General features: G+C 61.6%; 14 protein-coding genes. 10 read left to right on the top strand and 4 right to left on the bottom strand.

Annotated elements, in window-relative coordinates; genetic code table 11:
* Positions 1–63 precede the first annotated feature (63 nt).
* Entirely contained in the window at positions 64–801 is a 738-nt protein-coding gene (locus tag NKH06_RS12130; protein ID WP_127321023.1) for a GntR family transcriptional regulator, read from the bottom strand.
* Positions 801–2,135, bottom strand: a complete 1,335-nt coding sequence (locus NKH06_RS12125; RefSeq protein ID WP_128306013.1) for an aspartate aminotransferase family protein — start codon at positions 2,133–2,135, stop codon at positions 801–803. The genes NKH06_RS12130 and NKH06_RS12125 overlap by 1 nt, the downstream gene beginning before the upstream one ends.
* A gap of 14 nt (positions 2,136–2,149) precedes the next feature.
* On the opposite strand from NKH06_RS12125, the gene NKH06_RS12120 reads away from it, so the two are divergent.
* From NKH06_RS12120 to NKH06_RS12085, 8 genes are all read left to right on the top strand, one after another.
* Positions 2,150–3,313, top strand: a complete 1,164-nt coding sequence (locus NKH06_RS12120; RefSeq protein ID WP_128306012.1) for an ABC transporter substrate-binding protein — start codon at positions 2,150–2,152, stop codon at positions 3,311–3,313.
* 31 nt (positions 3,314–3,344) lie between these two features.
* Positions 3,345–4,544, top strand: coding sequence for an ABC transporter permease (locus NKH06_RS12115; protein ID WP_164893116.1), 1,200 nt, complete (start codon positions 3,345–3,347; stop codon positions 4,542–4,544).
* Positions 4,541–5,350 (top strand): ABC transporter permease, encoded by an 810-nt coding sequence (locus NKH06_RS12110; protein WP_128306010.1) that lies wholly within the window; start codon positions 4,541–4,543, stop codon positions 5,348–5,350. The genes NKH06_RS12115 and NKH06_RS12110 overlap by 4 nt, the downstream gene beginning before the upstream one ends.
* Complete coding sequence (locus NKH06_RS12105; RefSeq protein WP_352893147.1) at positions 5,347–6,258, top strand: amidohydrolase; 912 nt, start codon at positions 5,347–5,349, stop codon at positions 6,256–6,258. The genes NKH06_RS12110 and NKH06_RS12105 overlap by 4 nt, the downstream gene beginning before the upstream one ends.
* Before the next feature lie 9 nt (positions 6,259–6,267).
* On the top strand, positions 6,268–6,525 hold the full coding sequence (locus tag NKH06_RS12100) for a M20/M25/M40 family metallo-hydrolase (protein WP_352893145.1): 258 nt from the start codon (positions 6,268–6,270) through the stop codon (positions 6,523–6,525).
* Positions 6,525–7,958, top strand: coding sequence for an NAD(P)/FAD-dependent oxidoreductase (locus tag NKH06_RS12095; protein WP_352440328.1), 1,434 nt, complete (start codon positions 6,525–6,527; stop codon positions 7,956–7,958). The genes NKH06_RS12100 and NKH06_RS12095 overlap by 1 nt, the downstream gene beginning before the upstream one ends.
* A gap of 2 nt (positions 7,959–7,960) precedes the next feature.
* A complete protein-coding gene (locus NKH06_RS12090) occupies positions 7,961–8,323 on the top strand; it encodes a EutQ-related cupin domain-containing protein (protein ID WP_164893115.1) in 363 nt (120 codons plus the stop codon).
* A gap of 177 nt (positions 8,324–8,500) precedes the next feature.
* Positions 8,501–9,142 (top strand): response regulator transcription factor, encoded by a 642-nt coding sequence (locus tag NKH06_RS12085; RefSeq protein ID WP_352792918.1) that lies wholly within the window; start codon positions 8,501–8,503, stop codon positions 9,140–9,142.
* 334 nt (positions 9,143–9,476) lie between these two features.
* Here NKH06_RS12085 and NKH06_RS12080 read toward each other — a convergent pair whose 3' ends face one another.
* A complete protein-coding gene (locus NKH06_RS12080; RefSeq protein ID WP_352893143.1) occupies positions 9,477–11,579 on the bottom strand; it encodes a hypothetical protein in 2,103 nt (700 codons plus the stop codon).
* Positions 11,580–12,705: 1,126 nt separating this feature from the next.
* Between NKH06_RS12080 and NKH06_RS12070 the strand changes: the two genes are divergently transcribed.
* The gene (locus NKH06_RS12070; protein ID WP_127290280.1) at positions 12,706–14,475 is read left to right on the top strand and encodes a type I secretion system permease/ATPase; all 1,770 of its coding nucleotides are present in this window, start codon (positions 12,706–12,708) and stop codon (positions 14,473–14,475) included.
* Entirely contained in the window at positions 14,472–15,821 is a 1,350-nt protein-coding gene (locus NKH06_RS12065) for an HlyD family type I secretion periplasmic adaptor subunit (RefSeq protein ID WP_352893142.1), read from the top strand. The genes NKH06_RS12070 and NKH06_RS12065 overlap by 4 nt, the downstream gene beginning before the upstream one ends.
* A gap of 21 nt (positions 15,822–15,842) precedes the next feature.
* Here NKH06_RS12065 and NKH06_RS12060 read toward each other — a convergent pair whose 3' ends face one another.
* Positions 15,843–16,679 (bottom strand): sulfite exporter TauE/SafE family protein, encoded by an 837-nt coding sequence (locus tag NKH06_RS12060; RefSeq protein WP_352773825.1) that lies wholly within the window; start codon positions 16,677–16,679, stop codon positions 15,843–15,845.
* Positions 16,680–16,686 lie beyond the last annotated feature (7 nt).

Raw genomic sequence — 16,686 nt, 5'->3', positions numbered from 1 at the left:
GCCCGTAGCGCTTGCTGACGCCACGAAACTCGACATGAACCGGGCCACGCGGGGATCCGCCCATCACCGCGCCTGCGCCTTGGGATCACGGCGTGCCGAAGCCGGGCGTTTGCGCGCAGGCTGAGCCTCAGCCGCCGCCGCGGCGCGAAGAATGATGTCGGCGGCCTCGCGCAGGTCGGCCACCAGCGCCTTGCGCGCAGCGGCGCCATCGGCGCGACGCAGCGCCGCGAGCATTTCGTCATGATGGTCCAGGCCCAGGCCGTAGGTCACGTCCGAGCGGACGATGTTCAAGAACGGTCCTGCTTGCAGCCACAATTTCTCGATGATTTGCTGGATGAGAGGTGACCGCGCGGCATGGTACATCGTGAAATGGAAGCGCCTGTTCAAGCCGAGATAGCTAGCCATGACATTGCTCTCGACGCATTCGCGCATCAGCCCGTTCAGCTTCGCCAATTCATCGAGTTCTTCGGGCGTGATGGTCGTCGCGGCCCACTCGGCCGCCGTTCCTTCGACGCTGCAGCGCACACGCACCAGATCCGAAATACGCGCCACCGTGGCCTCGGGGACGATGACGCCCCGATTTGGGTGGTCGAACATCGCCTCGTCGCTGACGAGTTGCCGCAAGGCCTCGCGCACCGGCATGGCGCTGGTCCGGTACTGTTCGGCAAGCTGTCGCACGACCAGTCTTTGGCCGGGCAGGAAGTCACCGTTCATCAGTGCTTCCTTCAAGCCCGTATGGACACGAACATGAGCTGTCTTTTGCGCGGCTGAGCCGGCACTGGCATCCTTGCGATCAAGCATCAGTTTGTCCGGCGCGGCAGTATTTTGAGGTTGCTCGACAGGAAATCGTCGAATGCGCCGGCGAAGCCGTCGAGTTCGGCGTCGCCAAATGGCAGTGACAACGCCAGCATGCCGCGCGGCGTCACGTAGTACCCTCGCAACAGCATTTCGATATGCCAAAGCGCAATCACCGATGGATCGGCGTCGTCGAGCCGCGCCGGCGTGTCCACCGGCCCCCTGACGAAATGCAGGTTCATCAACGACCCTCGCCCTATGACGATGCCCTCGACGTCATGCCTTTCAAGGGAGACGTTCATCGCTTCGCGCAGGCGGTCGCCGCGCGCATTGACCGCGCGGCTCGCCTCTTGCGTCAGCACCTGGGTCAGACCGGTGAAGCCAGCAGCCATGCTGAGAATATTGTTGTTGAACGTCCCACCATGCGAGAACGCACCGGGCAAAGCCGGATCGAAGCGATCGACGAGGTCGGCGCGTCCACCGAATGCGCCAAAACTAGCGCCGCCGCCGATATACTTGCCGAGCGTCACGAAATCGGGAAAAATCCCATGCGCCCCATGGAGCGCGCGGTAGTCGAGGCGCGAAGTCATGACCTCGTCGAAAATCAGCAGCGCGCCGGTCTCCTTCGTCGCCGCGCGCAGCGCTTCCAGGAATTCACGCGTCGCCGGGATGCAGCCGCCGCCGCCCATCATCGGCTCGACGATCACCGCGGCAAGCTCGTCGCCCTGTTCCTTTATGAGCGCCACGGCGCCTGCACTATCGTTGTAGTCGGCGAAGACAAAGGGGAACGGTAGATTGAGTGGCGAGCCGCCATGCGCAAAGGTGAGTACACCACCGTGGTAGCCCTCGCGGAATGCGAGTATCTTCGAGCGCTGCGTGATGGCGCGAGCCGCCGAAATAGCCATGATGTTGGCTTCAGTGCCGGAATTGCAAAAGCGAACGCGCTCGATGGCCGGAAAGCGGTCAACCACCGCGGCAGCCAGGCGCGCTTCGTAGCGGTTGGGCGCACCCAGCATGATGCCGCCCTCTATGACGTTCACCAGGGCCGCCGAAATCGCCTTGTCGGAATGACCGTAAAAACCGGCACTGTATTCCGAGACCAGGTCGACATAGATGTGCCCGTCCAGATCGGTCACCCTGCAGCCTTCGCCGGAAACAAACGATACGGGGAATGGCGGATACCATAGAACAGCCCTCGTATTGCCGCCCGGCAACGATGCCGCGGCCTCGTTCTGCCGCGCCAGGCTGTTCGGGTTGGCGTCAGCGAAACGCTGTCGGGCCTCGTCCAGAACAGCAGCGAGACTGACATTGGCGCGTACGTCTCTGGTGCCTTGCAGCATTCGATCAAATCCCTTTGGCTTTTTCACTTTTTTGCACCGTATCGCAAATTCCTGTTGCTAATCAACCAATTTTGCGCTTGAAATTTGATCAAATATACAACGAAAAAGAAAGGGGAACTGCAATGAGGACTTATCTGCAAACCGTATCTGCCGCCGCGATCTGCCTCGCGACCTCGACTTTTGCCGTGTCCGCGGCCGAACCCGTCACAGTGGTCGGCTGGGGTGGTACATGGGATAAGGCCTACAAGGATGGGGTCTGGGACAAGTACACCGAAAAGACGGGCGTTCCGATCGTCATGGAAGAATGGGGCGGCGAGGTCGCCAAGGTGCGTGCCCAGGTGCAGGCGGGCAACATCACTTATGACGTCGTCTCGGTCGAAGCGCCCGCCATGGAAGTCGGCTGCGCCGAAGGCCTGTTCGTTCCGCTGACGCCAGAAATCACAGGCGACGCGGCCAATTATTTGCCGGGCACCCTGCACGAATGCGGCGTCGCGTCTGATACCTGGGCCACGGTCCTTGCCTATAACACAGATGTCTACAAGGGCGACGCCGCGCCGAAGAGCTGGGCGGATTTTTGGAACGTCGAGAAATTTCCGGGAAAGCGCGGCCTCTACCAGCAGGCGCAGTTCACGCTGGAAAACGCGCTGATGGCCGACGGCGTTAAGCGCGAGGACATGTACAAGGTGCTGGGCACGCCGGAAGGCGTCGACCGGGCTTTCGCCATGCTCGACAAGATCAAGGCGCACGTCGTCTGGTGGTCCACAACGACGCAGGGCATCCAGAACCTCGACAGTGGTGAAGTGGCTCTCAGCGACGGGTTCAATGCGCGCATCACCAACGAAGCCATCAACGAGAAGAAACCCTATACGATCGCATGGGACGCTGGCTTCTTCTATGGCACCGACTACTGGGCGGTGGTGAAGGGCGCGCCGCACCAGCAGGCCGGGCTGGATCTCCTCAAGTGGTTCTCCATCCCTGAAAACCAGGCCGGCTTCTCGAAACTCTATGCCTATGGCACCGGCCGCAAGGAAGCCGCCGACCTCATTCCCGCGAATTGGAAGGCCAACCTGCCGACGTCGCCGGAGCACCTTCAGTACGGCGCCTCCTATGACAACGACTTCTGGACCGAGCACAAGGAAGCACTGGAAGAACGCTTCAAGGCCTGGCTCGCGAAGTAACCTAGGCATGTTGGTCGGGGCAAAGCCGGCTATGAAGCGGCGTCAACGGGGCGGCATGCTCGCCCTGTTGACGGCCCCGCTTATCCTGTTCGTCGTCATTCTGTTTCTGTGGCCGGTGGCGCGCTTCCTCGCTCTGGCCGTCGACAACTCGGATTTCTCGAACAACCTGCCGCGTACAATTGCCGCTCTGGCGGGCTGGAAAGCAGATAGCGGCCTGCCTGGCGAACCCGTCTTTGCAGCACTCGTCGAGGACCTGGCCGACGCGCGGCGCGCCGGGAAGGAAGGCGTCCTGGCGCAACTCGTGAACCAGCGCGTCGTCGGCAGCCGTTTCCTCGTCATCAAGACGGCAAAGGATGCGGCCGACGGCAAGCTGACTATGCGTCCCGTGCGCGACGAGGTGCTCTCCAAACAGGCCGGCTGGAAAGACATCGATCTCTGGCAGGTCATCGCGCGTCAACAAAGCGCGCGAACGGACTATTATCTGCTTGCGAGCCTGGACCTGAAGCGAGGCGCGGACAATTCGATCGAAGCCGTTTCCGCCGACCGCGCCATCTTCGTCGACGCGCTGCTGCGCACGATCTGGATCAGCATCGTGGTGACCGTCATCTGCGCGGTGCTCGCCGTGCCGCTGGCGCAGGCAATTGTCAGCGCGCCGCCGGCCTGGTCGAAGCTCATGTTCGCGCTGATCCTGTTTCCGCTCTGGACATCGCTGCTGGTGCGCACCGTCATCTGGATTATCGTGCTGCAGAAGAACGGACCCGTGAATTCCACGCTGCTTGGCCTCGGCATCGTCAGCGAGCCGCTCAATCTCATTTACACACGCTTTTCGCTCTATTTGGCGATGGTTCAGGTTCTGCTGCCCATGATGGTGCTCTCCGTCGTCGCTGTCATGCGGCGGGTTCCGACCACCTACATGCGCGCGGCACTTTCGCTGGGTGCGCCGTGGCTCACGGCATGGCGCCGCGTGCAGTTGCCGTTGATCCTGCCAGGAATCCTGTCTGGCGGGGCGATCGTTTTTGTCTTCGCTCTCGGCTATTACATCACCCCGACGCTTGTCGGCGGGCCGACCGACCAGATGATCTCCAGCTACATAGCTTTCTACACGAACAGCACACTGAACTGGGGCATGGGTGCAGCGCTTTCGCTGCAACTGCTGATGATCCTCGTCCTGTTTGCGTTGCTGTTCTGGACGGCGTCCGTCCTCTTCCGCCGCAAGGCGCATGTCGCATGAGCGCCGACCGCTTCCGGAAGTGGCTGATGTATGCCTATGCGGCGACGTTGCTGGCGTTCATCATCCTACCCCTGCTGATCGTGATCCCTATGTCGCTGACCTCGAGCAATTCGCTGGCATTTCCGACGCCGGGCTGGTCGCTGCGCTGGTATGCCGAACTGTGGGTCGACCAGCGTTGGCCGAACGCGCTGTGGAACTCGATCGTCATCGGGATATCCACCACGGTTCTGGCGTTGCTGCTCGGCATACCTGCGGCGATCGGACTCGCCTGGGGCAATTTTGCCGGCAAACGGATCCTCTACGCGGTCATCGCCGCGCCCTTGGTGACGCCGGTTGTCATCGTCGGCGTCGCGGCCTTTTCATTCTTCGCCACACTGGGACTCGTCGGCAACAAGCTATCGATCATTCTGGTGCATACGGCGATGGCCGTGCCTGTGATGCTGACGACTGTCGTCGCCAGCCTTTCGACCTTCGACCGGACATTGGTTCGCGCGGCGGCATCGCTCGGCGCCGGCACCATGCGCACATTCTTCAAGGTAGTGCTGCCGCTGATAGCGCCGGGCGTCATTACAGGGGCCATCATCGCCTTCATCATCTCTTTCGACGAAGTCGTCGTCGCAAGTTTCCTCTCGACAGGCGCGGAGCGAACCTTGCCTCGCATGATATTCTCCGGGGTTCGCGAGTCCATCAGCCCTGCTATCGCGGCCGTCGCTGTGCTGCTGATCGCCTTCTCGGCGACCCTGCTTGGTGTCATCGCCATCCTTCAGAGCCGCTCGCAAACTCTCCGCGCAAGGGCATCGGCATGAGACTGGTTCCATCGGTGCAGCAGTTGGAGACAGAGATGACGGCCTGGCGGCGGCATCTGCATGCCAATCCAGAACTCGGCTTCGAAGAGTTCGAGACGGCGCGTTTCGTGGCGGACAAACTGCGCTCGTGGGGCATCGAGACGATCGAAGGCGTCGGTCGGACAGGCGTCGTGGGTACGCTCAGGGGCAGGCTCGGCGCTGGTCGCGGGCTTGGCATCCGAGCCGACATGGACGCCCTGCCGATGACCGAGGCGCGGCCGCTGCCGCATGCGTCCCGCATTCCCGGGAGGATGCATGGCTGCGGCCATGACGGTCACACGACGATGCTGCTCGGCGCAGCCTCGGCGCTTGCCCGCTCGCCCGACTTCGCCGGCACCGTGCATTTCATTTTCCAGCCGGCCGAGGAGGGCCGAGGTGGGGCACTCGCCATGCTGAATGAGGGCCTTTTCGAGCGTTTCCCCTGCGATGAAGTCTACGCGCTGCACAATTGCGAACGGCCGCTGGGCGAGATCGCCGTCCACCATGAGACGGTGGCAGCGGCGGCCGATCGCTTCGAGATCGTCGTGCATGGAAGGGGCGGCCATGCGGCGATGCCGCATCTTGCGATCAATCCACTTCCCAGCGCCGCGCGCATCCTGCTGGCGATAGAAGCCCTGCCCGGACGCCTGACCGATGTGCACTCTCCGGCAATCGTCACCGTTGGCGGCCTGCGCGCCGGCGAAGCCTTCAACACCATCCCCGATGCGGCGTTTCTGACCGGCACCGTGCGCACCTTCGACCATCAGGTTCAAAAGACGCTGGAGACGGCAATCCGCCGCATCGCGAAAAACGAGGCTGAAGCTTTTGGCGCCAGCGTCGATATTCGCTACGAAACGCCCTTCGCGCCGACGATCAACACTCCGGCGTAAGCCGACGCGATGATCGCGATTGCGAACGAGGTGATGGGCTCGGAACGTCTCGTCGTCGATCCGCCTCCCGAGATGGGTTCTGAAGATTTCTGCTACATGTTGGAACAGCGGCCGGGCTGCTATTTCTTGCTTGGCCAGGCGGACGACGCGCACCAGGCCGCCGCGCACGACACCAATTACGATTTCAACGACGCTATCCTGCCGATGGGCGCCAGTCTTTGGGTCAGGCTGGTGGAGCGCCGCCTGTCCGCGGCAGGCGCATCGTGATGCAGTTGCCGGAAAAAGACATCCGCTGGCGGAGCCATTGGCTGCGGCAGGCATTGCCCGAGGACCCGGACCTTGCGCCTCCGCTCGAAGAGACAACGCAGGCCGACATCTGCATCGTTGGCGGCGGGTATCTCGGACTGTGGACCGCCATTCGCCTCAAGCAGCACAATCCAGGCTTCGATGTTGTCATTGTAGAGCGCGACATTTGTGGTGGTGGCCCGAGCGGCCGCAATTCCGGAATGGTGCTTTCGGCATGGACCAAATACAGCGCGCTTGCCGCGCTGCGCGACGGAAACGACGCGCTTTCGATCATCAAGGCATCCGAAGCCGCGATCGGCGGCATCGAGGCTTTCTGCAAGGCAGAGGCAATCGACGCCTGGTTCGATCGCATCGGCTGGATCTGGGGCGCTACGTGCGAAGCACAGCTTGGCGCCTGGGACGACGCGTTAAACAAGCTGGCAGCGCATGGCTACGTTCCGGCGCGGCGAGTTTCGCGCCCTGAGATCGCGGCGATGGCCGGTACGACGAGCCACCTTGGCGGTGCGTTCGACGCTTCGTCGGCAACTGTGCATCCAGGGTTCCTGGTGCGCGGCCTGCGTCGTGCAGCGCTGAACCGCGGCGTTCGGATCTATGAAAAGTCGCCGATGAAGCGGTTTTCACGACGTGGCAAGCTCACGGTGGAAACGGCGAAAGGAACTGTGTCCTGCGGCAAGGTCGTGCTTGCCATGAATGCCTGGTCCGGCGCGATTCCGGAACTGGCCCCTGCGATCTTCAACATCTCCAGCGACGACGCCATGTCACAGCCCATTCCAGACCTTCTCGACAAGGTCGGCTACCGCCGGGCGCCGCTGATGATCGATTCCCGCGTCTTCGTTGGCGGTTGGTCTCCGACGCGCGATGGTCGGCTGTCCGTCGGCGTCAGCGGTGGCGTCATTGGCTTCGGCGGCATCGTCGACCAGCGTTTCCATGGCCTGTCGCCACGGGTCGCCGAAATGCGTCGCGCGCTGCGGGATGGCCACCCAGCGCTCGCCGATTTCCCGCTCGAGACATCGTGGAACGGCCCGATCGACCGGACGGTCAGCGGCGTGCCGCTGTTCGGCGCTTTGCCCGCTAACCGCGATGTCGTCTACGGCTACGGCTTTTCCGGCAATGGCACGACAATGGCTTATATCGGCGGCGAGATCCTCACCGGCCTGCTGACTGACGGCGAATCGGAACTGACGCATTCGGCGCTGGTGCGTCCGGTGGCGCGCGGTTTCCCGCCCGAACCCTTTCGCTTCGTCGGTGCGCATTTCGTCCGTGGCGCGGTGCGTCGGCGCGACGATCTCGAACATGCCGGGCGCAAGCTGGATCCGGTGACGAGATGGCTCGCCGGGATGGCTCCGTCCGGCGTCACTCCCTCCAAAGCCAATCTTCGCGCAAAGAAAGGATGACGATGTCCAAGGCCAAGATTTTCAAGCACAGCGAGTTGACTCTGAAGCCATCAGTCACGCCGACCGGAACGTCGTCGATCGCGCGCGTGATCAATGCCGAGATCAGCCGGACCATGGGCGGTGGCATCGAGTATCTGGAGAACGCCTCGATCGACTGGACCGTGACCTATGACGAGGTGCTGTTCATCCATGAAGGCACGCTGACGATCGAACTGGATGACGGCCGCCACGAATGCCGCCCTGGCGACATCGTCTGGCTGCCCAATGGCACGCATCTGAAATACATCGCAACCGAACGCACCGGCTATTTTTACTGCCTGTACCCGTACGACTGGGCCGCGCGGCAAGGGACGTTAGAACCTTGAAAGTGACAGGCATATCATAGGTTGGCTTTTTACGGCGCCGATCCGCCTGGCAGACGGCGGATTGTCATTATAGCAACATGCATATTAGCTATTCCTTGACAATCTGCCTGGGCTCTGGTTTCCTGATTTAACGGGTGTTTAACCAAGTTCGTTGCGTTTTTTACGGACGGTGTTCGCATGTCGACGTTGGTCGTGGCGGACCCGCGAGGGGTATATCTCGCCGGTCTGGAATGGGTTTTGCAGAAGGCTGGACACGATGTCGTCGCCCAGTGTCGCCGCCCTGTGGACGTTCTCGCTCATGTGGAGCGCCATCAGCCTGATATCGTCATCGTGGGCGTGGATCTCGCGGACCAGCAAACATCAGGTCTCTCCTCACGGCTGAAGGCCGGCAACAGCGCTCTCGGCATCATCTTCATCGTGCAGCCAACCGGCAGGCTCGATGTCAAGGAGATACAGACGCTCGACGTCGACGGCCTGTTTCTGGACGGCATCAGCCACCGCTTTCTCATCGAATGCGTGAATGCGGTGGCGGCGGGCAAGAAGTGGATCGACAACAAGATCGTCCAGCAACTGCTGATGCCCGGGTCGCAGCCGCAGCCAATGTCCCGGCTGACCGGGCGGGAGACCGAGATCGCCGATCTCGTCTCGCGCGGGCTGCGAAACAAGACCATCGCGCAGCGGCTGCATTTATCCGAAGGCACGGTGAAGATGCACCTGCATCACGTCTACGAGAAGCTGCACCTCGGCGGCCGGGCGGAACTGGCCTGGATAACGCACGGCAAAAGCCTCGCCCCCCCCCCAGGAACGGGCCTCCTCTGAAAGCAGCACTTTTTTAACGGGCATCGACGTGAGGCCGGCAGCGGGCCGGAAAGCCGCGCGATGGCATCGGCCGCGATTGCGACAGCCTGCTCTCGGTCCGACCCGCCTGATAACCGGGGCATTGGAGATTGGCTTGGCGGTTGCTGGCTCTCCCCTCCTCCGGTTCCTTCAGCCAAAGAGGCTGGTTGTCGGAAAGCCGCCACAGCATACACCGCAAGCCGCCGCTTTGCATGTCGCCTAGTTTGAGTCCAGAGCCTTGGTGTCTTGAACGTCCGGCCCCTCGAAGGGGGCCGGATCGTCTGCGTTGAAGCTAATGAAGGCTGCGAGAACGTCATCAAACGATGAAGTCCTGGCTTGCGAGGATGCTCAGTGTTTGCGTAGCAGCATCCCCGTCGAGGTCGGTGTTTGCCAGAGTGAATTCGAACGGCTGATCGTCAACTGGGCCCTCGATGCTCGTCGAGAAGTCGAGGATGCGAACACCCGAGTTGGCACCGCCGACGTGGAACTGAACGTAGGCCGTGTCGAAGGCTTGCCCACCATCGTCATCGATGGTCACGGTCTGATTGCCCGAGCGCAAGCCAGTAACGTTTTCGATGGTGTGATCGATCAGATTGCCGCCATCGTCGTAAAGCCACGATTCTACGGTGATGGCGTTGATGTTTCCAATTCCTGCGACCGCGAAGGTTAGATTGTTGATGTCAGACCCGTCCGCAGTGGAGAAGGTGAAGCCCTCGTTGTTATTGATCTGCGAAGCCTGACCGCCTTTCACGCCGAAACCAACTGCATCGGGGTTAAGGTCGTCAGCCGCTACAGTCGGGCCTCCCAGTGGAGTGGTGTTGAACGGCACAAAGGCTGCCTCGGTCGCGTCCGCTGCGGGCGTAGCGTTGAAGATCAGGCCGTCAAAGACGATGCTGCCGGTGTTATCCACCGTGGGTACTGTCAAGGTCTCCTGGGGACCGCCCGACTTGACCGCATTGAAGTTGAGGTCGGACTGCTCACCCTGGGGTGTGAAGAGCACGTCGAAGGTGTATCCCGAGTCGGTCACGTTCAGTTGGTAAAGATCCGTATCGGTGGCCACGTCGTGGTACGTCAGCGTGGTTCCGTCGTTGGTGAGAATCTCCTCGATGTCAGCGCCACCGAGATCGGTATATTGGGTGATGGTGACGTGTGAGCCGTCGGCTCCGGGAGTAAGGTCGAACGTCCCTGTGTCCTGTTGATTGGCGGCCAATCCGACCTGGAACGGCGTTGCATCACCAGTGATGCCGTCGAACGTCGGCCCGGCATCCTCGAACACGAGGTGCGTCCCGAGATCCTCGTGGTTGACGACCGTTACCTCGCTCGATGATGGGAACGCGACTTCAAGGTTCTCAACGCGCACACCGGAGGTGCTCTGCTTCGTGTCGTAGGTAAATCGAACGTAGATTTGATCGACGCTATCCGCCGACTCGATGGTATAATTCTCAAAGACGGCGCTGCCGGAAGGTAAAGTTACTGTGTCGGTCCCGTGCTCAATAACTATCCCATTATCGACAGTCCACCACTCGATGTTGACGCTCTTCACGCCGCCTATGCCCTGGACGTCGAACCTGATGCCGCCGATCTCGTTCGCATCCGGAGTGGCAGAAGTCCAGGCCGCGTCTTGGACGAAGAAGCCCTCATTTTGATTCATCTGAGAGGCTTGGCCCCCCTTCACACCGAAGCCGACGGCGTCGGGATTCAGATCATCATTGGTTCCGGGGTTCTTGTTGATGGTCGTCGGATCAGTGACTGCACCTGCCGGGAAGATGATGCCATCAAACTTGGCGCTGTGATTGTCAGTGAGATCGGCTGTCGCAACCGTGAGTGTCTCCTGTGGGCTACCTGACGGGATCGACGCGAAGTCCAGCACCTGAAACGTCGTTACGAGCTCAGTGGTCGTTACATCCAGTGTGATCTTGCCCTGGGCAAATGACAGGATGTCGTCATCGTCAATGACAGGAGGATCACCAGGAACGTTGTGCTGCAGCGGTTCGTATTGAATGAGGTAAATCTGCGCCGATGACAGGTCAGTCTCGTCAAGCGCAACCGCGAACGCCAAGGCGCCAGCGGGATCGGCGTCACCATTCCCGTCGGCCTCGCGTCCATAAATGATGCCGCCCTCATTGTAGAGGAAGATTTCCACACCGCCGACGGTAAAGAGGCCGCTCGTGGTGCCGCCCGGGCCGTCATCGGGAATCGACAGCGCCAGATCGGTCGCGCCGGTTGTGTCAAGGAGGGCGGTGTTGACAGCCACCTGCGGGAACCCTGTCGTGGGGTCGGTAGGACTGATTCCAAGCACGCCGAGAGCGGTGAGCGCGTCGCTCAGCGTCTGGTCGAGGAGGACATCATTATCATCGGTGACGGTCTGTACGCCGATCTGCTCGTCGAGAACGAGATTGGTGGCGGTAATCGTAGTCATAATCTTCCTCCCAATTGTGATCGAGCTGTTCCAGGGTCAGTTGGGATTAGGTCAGGGCGCGCCGAAAATGGTGGATTTCGAGAACCGGAACAGAGCACGCCTTGACGTGCGTAAGTTCCGGAGGCTTGGAAAGCTACGATTGCCCGTCCGCCATCACTTGAGATGCCACTTGAAATGCTAACAAACCCCAGATGCTCAGGGGTCAATTTGGCGCAGCCTAAGGATGGCAAGTCAACTTTCCGTCTGGTAGTATTCTGACCTATATCGAACGATATATATCGTTTTCGATAGGGTTGCTGTCGTCAGTGTAAATGGGAATATTGACCTGGCGGAGAAGCGCCGTAGTGAATGCCCGCGCCGGAGCAAACCATATGTGTCAAAAGCCTTGGCCCGATCGGCGTCGCCCTCTATGTAGGGCACGTCGCTTAGCGCTCGCCGGAGCTTATCGGGTTGCGCAGCCCGGCGAGCGCGGATGAGCTTGGCCGTGTTGGGTGATCAGGCGCGGTTCTTGAAGCGCCCGCACTCATTGACAGTCTCGATGATCTCACAGTGATGCGTGAGACGATCCGAGTTCATCGAGGACGACGAAGCCGAGGCGAGTGAGATAGTCGGCGCGACACTCGGTCTTGAGCTGGTTGAGCAGATCGACGACGTTGCACCTATACCACGTTTACGAGAAGCTGCACCTCGGCAGCCGGGCGGAGCTGGCCTGGGCATGGCAAAGGCGCTGAGCGTCCAGGAACGGGCCTCCTCTGACACCCCACTCTCAACTGGCATCGACATGAAGCGGCAAAGGGGGCCGGAAAGCCGCGTGATGGCATCGGCCGTGATACCCACCGCAGCGCCTGCGTCAGCCTGATCTATCGAAAGATATATATCGTTCGATCAGGTGCGGACATTGACCTCAATACTATCGAACCGGGAATGGACGCCTCCTCTTCGGCGGCGCCACAATCGAGGATCAAAGGCCGCAATTCAGCGCGTTAGGGCATCTGGGGATGGGGATCCTCTTTTCTTGATGCGTTCAAAAAGGGGGAATCTCGATGGCACCCACCATAGCAGCTCATGGCTGGCCTCACTGCAATCCCCTGCGCCGGATGTCACTCCGCACACCAGAGAAATAGCGATGAAAACCAAGCAACAGCCCCCTGCCCTGCAGGTGGTGATGAAAGAGATCAAACGCGCCATTCGGCCGCTGATCTGGTTCAGCGGAGGCATCAACGTGCTGATGCTGACCGGGGCGCTTTACATGCTCCAGGTCTACCACCGCGTGCTCGGCAGCCATAGCCTGGAGACGCTGGTGATGCTGTCGCTGATGGCGGCGGCCGCGCTCGGGACGCTCGCCGGGCTGGAAGTAATACGCGGGCGTCTTCTGGCCAAGGTCGGATCATGGATGAACGCGCGCTTGGGACCGGTTCTGCTGACCGCATCGGTGGAATACGCCGCGTCGGCGCCTGGCCAGGCCAACGCCCGTCCGCTGCGCGATCTGGACCAGGTGCGGAATTTCTTCACCAGCCCGAGCGTCTTCCCGATCCTCGACGCGCCTTGGGCGCCGCTGTTTTTCGCTGCCATTTTTGTCATGCACCCATGGCTTGGATGGCTGGCGCTCGGCGGCGGGATCGTCCTGTTCGCTTTGGCGCTGCTCAACGAATACGTCACGCGAAAGCCCTTGACCGAGGCTGCGGGTGCGCAGTCGCGGGCATATGTGCAGGCCGAGGCTGCAATCCGCAACGCCGAGGTCGTCCAGGCCATGGGCATGCTGAAGCCCCTGTTGGAGGGCTGGAAGGCACAGCAGGACGAGGCGAACAAAGGACAAGTTCTTGCCGCCAACCGGGGTGGGGCCATCGCGGCTATCGCGCGTTGTCACCGGCTGGCCCTGCAAATGGCGATACTCGGCCTCGGCGCCTATCTGGTACTTCGCAACGAGGCCTCGCCCGGTATCATGATCTCCGCCTCGATCCTGATGGGCCGCGCATTGTCACCGGTCGAGCAAGCCATCGGCACATGGAAGGCGACGCTCGGAGCGCGTGCCGCCTACCGGCGTCTCACCGCTGTCGCCGGACAGCACCGGGAATCCACACCGGTTCTGCCGCTACCACGACCGAAAGGCAGGTTCGAGGCCGAGAACATTGTGCTTGCCCGACAGGGTGGCGAACATATCCTGAAAGGCATCAACTTCCGCCTCGAGCCGGGTGAAGCGATGGCGTTGATCGGTCCGAGCGGGGCTGGCAAGACGAGCCTGGCGCGCATACTCGCCGGTGCCTGGCGCCCGTCCGCGGGGCGCGCCTTGCTGGACGGAACGGATGTTGCCCAATGGGCGGCGGAAGACCGTGGCCGTCATGTCGGCTACCTACCGCAGGACATCGAACTCTTCGCCGGCACCGTGTCCGAAAATATTTGCCGCTTCGCGACGCTCAACCCGGCGGTCTTCAACAAGGTGGTCGAGGCCGCGCAGTTGGCAGGAGTCCACGAACTGATCAAGGGACTGCCGAAGGGTTACGCCACCGAGATCGGCGAATCCGGCGCCGTCCTGTCAGGCGGGCAGCGCCAGCGCATCGGGCTGGCGCGGGCACTCTACGGCGACCCCGCGCTGCTTATCCTCGACGAACCCAATTCCAACCTCGACAGAGAGGGCGAGGAGGCATTGATTGCTGCTCTCGGCGTGGCCAAGGCCACGAACACAACCGTTATCCTGATCGCGCACCGCCCCAACCTTTTGGACAAGATAGACAAGATACTGGTGCTCAACAGAGGTCAGCAAGATCTCTTCGGGCCGCGCGACCATGTCTTCAACGAACTCGCCAACCGTGTCAGCAAGGTGGCCCATCTGCCCAAAGCGGCCCAGTTGCCAGCCCTTGAAGTGGTCAAGGAAATCAAAGAGGTCAAGGAAGCATGAGCCGCCCCCCCGGATTGAACGTCGTGCCGCTACCCCTTCCTCCGCCCTCGCTGCTGGAACCGGTGCCGCTGCGTCTCACCGGCGTGACCTGCACCGGGTTCGCGATCATGTTCCTGTTCTTCGGCGTGGCCGGGGGTTGGGCGGCGCTGGCGCCGTTGGACAGCGCCGCTGTGGCGCCGGGCGTTATCAAGGTCGCCGGCGACCGCAAGCTCATCCAGCACCTCGAGGGCGGCATCATCGCGGAGTTGAACGCCGCCAACGGGGATATCGTCAAGGCGGGCAAGATCCTCGTCCGGCTCGACGACACGCAGGCAAAGGCGCAGCTCGACCTGATCCAGAACCGGATAGCAACGCGTGAGGCGCTGGCCGCCCGTCTCAGGGCCGAGCGCGACGGCAAGGCCGAGATCGAGTTCAATCCGGCGTTGCTCGCAAACCCCGCCACCGCCGTGAAGGACGCGGTGGCAGCACAGCGTGACGTGTTTGCCGCGAAGCACCACAATCTGAAGGACGAGCGGGAAATTCTCGGCCAGCGCCGTCACCAGGTCGAGGAAGAGATAACGGGACTGGAGCAGCTTATCGTCACCGAAGACAAACAGATCGAGGCAATCGAGGATGAAAGCAAAGACCTTGAGGGGCTGCTCAAGAAAGGGCTGACCACCCGCGAACGGAACCTGTTGCTCAGACGCCAACAGCGGGAGATCGAAGGGGAGCGCGCTACCAACATTGCCGCAATCGCCCGTGCCGGAAGCGCCATGGCCGAGATTGATATGCAGATCCTGAACCTCAACACAGTGCGGCTGAACCAGGCCGTCGATGAGTTGAGCAAGGTCGAGGCGGAGTTGTTCGACCTCGGACAGCAGGAGCGCTCCGCCAGGGACGTGCTTGACCGCACCAACGTCGCCGCACCGGTTGACGGCATCGTCATGGACCTGAAGGTCCATACGGCAGGCGGCGTCGTGAAACCCGGTGAGACATTGATGACGATCGTGCCGCTCGGACAACAACTCGTGGTCGAGGCTATGGTCAAGCCGGAGGATGTCGAGACGATCGCACCCGGACAGCTCGCGCGCGTCAGCTTCCCGGCCTTCGCTCGCTACAACCTGCCGCCGCTCGAGGGCGTCGTGGAGATCGTGTCGGCTGACCGCATGGTTGAGGAACGCAGCGGCGCACCTTATTTCGCCGCGACGGTTGTGATCGACAAAAGCGAACTCGGCAAGCTGGAGGGCCGCAAGCTGCTGCCCGGCATGTCGAGCGAGACGATGATCCGGACGGGGGCTCGCACCGTGCTCTCTTATCTCGCCGAGCCAATCACGCAGAACTTCCGCCGGGCCATGCGGGAAAAATAGCCGTACGCCGCCCAACGAAATTCAAGACAGCAACATTCGCCCGGCCGTGATCGCCAGGAAGAACGCAAAGGCGAGTTTCAGGTAGCGCGGGTTGAGCGCGTGGGCGAGCTTGGCGCCCAACGGTGCAAACAGAAAGCTCATGGGCGCTATGATGGCAACCGCCGGCAGGCTGACGTAACCCAGGCTGAGCGGAGGCCTGCCGGCGATTTCAAGACCCGACCAGATGAAGCCGGCCACTGCCGGAAGCGCGATAAGCAGGCCAAGCGCCGACGATGTGCCGACGGCACGATGCACCGGAAAGGAGAAGCTGGAAAGCGTCGGCACCGACAGTGTGCCGCCGCCAATTCCCATGAGCGAAGAGACAAAGCCGATCACAGCAGCGATCGCGCGGTTGATCCAGCCGCTTTGCGGCAGGTGATCGGAGATCACGAGGTGCTTCGGCAACGCCATGTTGACGGCCACCAGCAGGCCGACGACGCCGAAGACCAGCCGTAAGCCGGCGCCCGGGATGAATTTCGACATGATGCCGCCGACGAGGGCACTGACGAAAATCGCCGGTCCCCAAAGATTGAGCAGAGGCCGATCGACATTGCCGCGCCTGTTGTGTGACCGCATCGACGAGATCGCGGTGGGGATAATGACCGCAAGCGATGTCGCGACCGCCAGATGGCTGATCACAGCAGGCGAAAAGTGGAACAGGCTAAGCACCCAGAACAGCACCGGAACGATGACGATGCCGCCTCCGACTCCCAGCAGACCGGCGAGCACGCCGGAGGCAATTCCGGTCATGGCCAGGCCGGCGATCAGCATTGCAATCGTCAGCCCGTCGAAAACCGACGTGTCGAATCCGAAGTCCACTGTGATT

It is taken from the genome of Mesorhizobium sp. M1342, assembly GCF_040317955.1.
Classification (GTDB): Bacteria; Pseudomonadota; Alphaproteobacteria; order Rhizobiales; family Rhizobiaceae; genus Mesorhizobium.
Note: the sequence above shows the minus strand (reverse complement) of the source record. Positions and strands in the feature narration are given on the sequence as shown.